The organism is Pedobacter steynii, from assembly GCF_900103665.1.
Classification (GTDB): domain Bacteria; phylum Bacteroidota; class Bacteroidia; order Sphingobacteriales; family Sphingobacteriaceae; genus Pedobacter; species Pedobacter steynii.
Genome location: NZ_FNGY01000033.1, coordinates 1 through 2,378 on the forward strand (window position 1 = coordinate 1; position 2,378 = coordinate 2,378).

General features: G+C 42.1%; 2 protein-coding genes. Both read right to left on the reverse strand.

All coding sequences use genetic code 11. From position 1 onward, the window contains the following. Positions 1-353: TubC N-terminal docking domain-related protein (locus tag BLQ87_RS33075; protein WP_218129473.1), on the reverse strand; the 353-nt coding region annotated here is incomplete at its 3' end. Next, a partial coding sequence (locus tag BLQ87_RS33080) for an SDR family NAD(P)-dependent oxidoreductase (RefSeq protein ID WP_143010629.1) occupies positions 350-2,378 on the reverse strand: 2,029 nt, incomplete at its 5' end. The genes BLQ87_RS33080 and BLQ87_RS33075, both read right to left, overlap by 4 nt.

Consider the following 2,378-nt stretch of genomic DNA (forward strand, 5'->3'; position numbering starts at 1 on the left):
TCAATCAAAGCAGTAAAGGATTGTGCAAAGGCCGGCTTATCCAGCTCCCCTTCAAACACAAATGCGCCCATCACATTGTAAGCCAGATCTCCACCTTCAAACTGGCTCAGCAACCATAAACGTCGCTGGGATGACGACAAGACATAATTTGAAAGAAGAGGTGTATTCTCAATAGCCAGATTACCAGAAATCTGATTTAAAAAAGAAATAATCTCTGTTTTATGGCGCCTAATCAGGGTGATTACATCTTCAGGCAATTCTTCCGTCTGATAGTTCACGTCTAAATCAGCACCAGAAACTGAAAGCTCTATATTTTTATATTTTAAATCCTTGAGTAAGTCCTTTATCATCATATTTTAATTGTTTTCACCTGACCAGTGTTCTTCTTTTCAAGGAGGAACTTAATCTCGTCAATGTCCAGTGCCATTTTTTTAATTGTCGGATGTTCGAAAAAAACCTTCAAAGTCAAGTTGACATTCAGCTCCTGAGAGATTTTCTTTAATAAAACCATTGCCTTTAAAGAATCACCACCTAACTCGAAAAAGTTGTCTTCAATCCCGATCTGTTTAATGCCAAAGAATTTTTCATAGATATACAGCAACTTCTTTTCTGTATCCGTCTCTGCTGCGACAAACGCAGTGGAGATATCCGGCCGGTTCTGAGCCGGAACAGCCAAACCGGATTCCATTCCCTCCATTTTCAGGTCCTGTCTTTCATTGAAGATTTGCTCAAAATCACTTGTGGAGATGATTTGAACCGGAAGGCGGATTCCAATAGCGGAGGCTAAAATCTGGACGGCATCTTTTGGGCTAATCCCCGTCTTCAGCGCACTTGCCTGATCTCCGGGACTTAAATGGCGGGTGGCATGAATGGCCATTCCAATTTCCTGCATTGCAGTCCACTCAATACTCAGCACTGGAAAATCAAAGCGATCTGCCTCCGCAACGGCATCCTGATAAAGGTTAGAAGCCACGTATGCAACCTGACCAAAAGGAGCTAAAGAGGCTGATATAGAGGAACAATTGACAAAAAAGTCAAGCTTCTTATTTCTAAATATGGAGACTAGAACCTGAGTACCCCATAATTTAGGAGCACATATCTTCTGGTCATCAGCGTGGCTACGATTTAAGATTACGCCCGCATAATCTCCCATTCCGGCAGTGTGTATCACCCCATTTATGGAGCCTAACAGCTGTTCTGCCTTTTCAATTTCCAATGCCATGGTATTAAAATCAGTAACATCAGATGGAATGTAGATGACTTTTGCTCCTTTTTTTTCTAATGTCCGTATAAGATCTGTCCGTGGTTCCCCGCGCCCGGTTAGAATCAGATTCGATTGAAATTCATCCACTAGATAATTCGAAAACACGGAACTCATTCCGCCATTTGCACCTGTAATCAAATAGGTGCCTTTGATTCGAAATACAGGGCGATCGACCGGCTCAACACTAATCTTTTCAAATCCTTTCAGGTATCTGTATTTTCCCCTGATGGCGACTTCTGTATTATCCGAGGGATAAACCAGTTCAGAAAACAGACTTTTCAACGATGCCTCAGAATAATCGACCACATCGATTGCGCTGCAGGTAATATTCAGAAATTCCGATGGGATCACTTTAACCGCTCCCAGTGAAGGAGCTTTTGCAGGGCAAATCATTTCATTGCCAGTAACACTATACCAGCCATTGGCCACGACATCAAGTTGCAGCGGGGTAGAACCAAATAATGAGGTGAATTTTCTAACAATTTCCAGCAAACTCTCATAACCAGCTTTCTGATAGAAATTGATATTCTCACTTGTTGCAACCAAACTGTCGTTGCGGTCCACATTCAAAAAATGAACAATATTTGAAGGAATTAATCCATCATCCTTCAAGGCAGCAAACAACATTTCATAATGATGATGAACAGCAGGATTAATGGCGTAAACATCAAGGCCCCTTTTCTCAAAGCCAGCCCCAATGGAGACCGTTACACAGGTTGCATGTTGCGCAATAAAATTATCCCTGATCTTATTTGTCAAGTCAGGATGATCGGAAAACAGCACTACCGTTTTATTTTTGAGGTCCGGAAGACCTTTCGGCAACCTTATCGATTGTTTCCATTGAGGTCTGAAAAACCAATCATTAACTTTGGCGCTTCTTTTATGGACATAATTGTTCTGCTTTAAAAACAACTCAAAAGGATTCACCTCTGTTGGGTAGGCGATCGGTTCAAACGAATAGGTAGGTAATGAAATCCGTTTTCTGCGCTCCCCTGTATGGTAAGCAGACCAGTCTGGCACAATGCCATGCGACCATAACTGACCCAGGCACTTGGCCAGCTGCGCTTCATCATTGTCATTTTCCTTAAAATGCCTGATGGAATTTAAACTGACC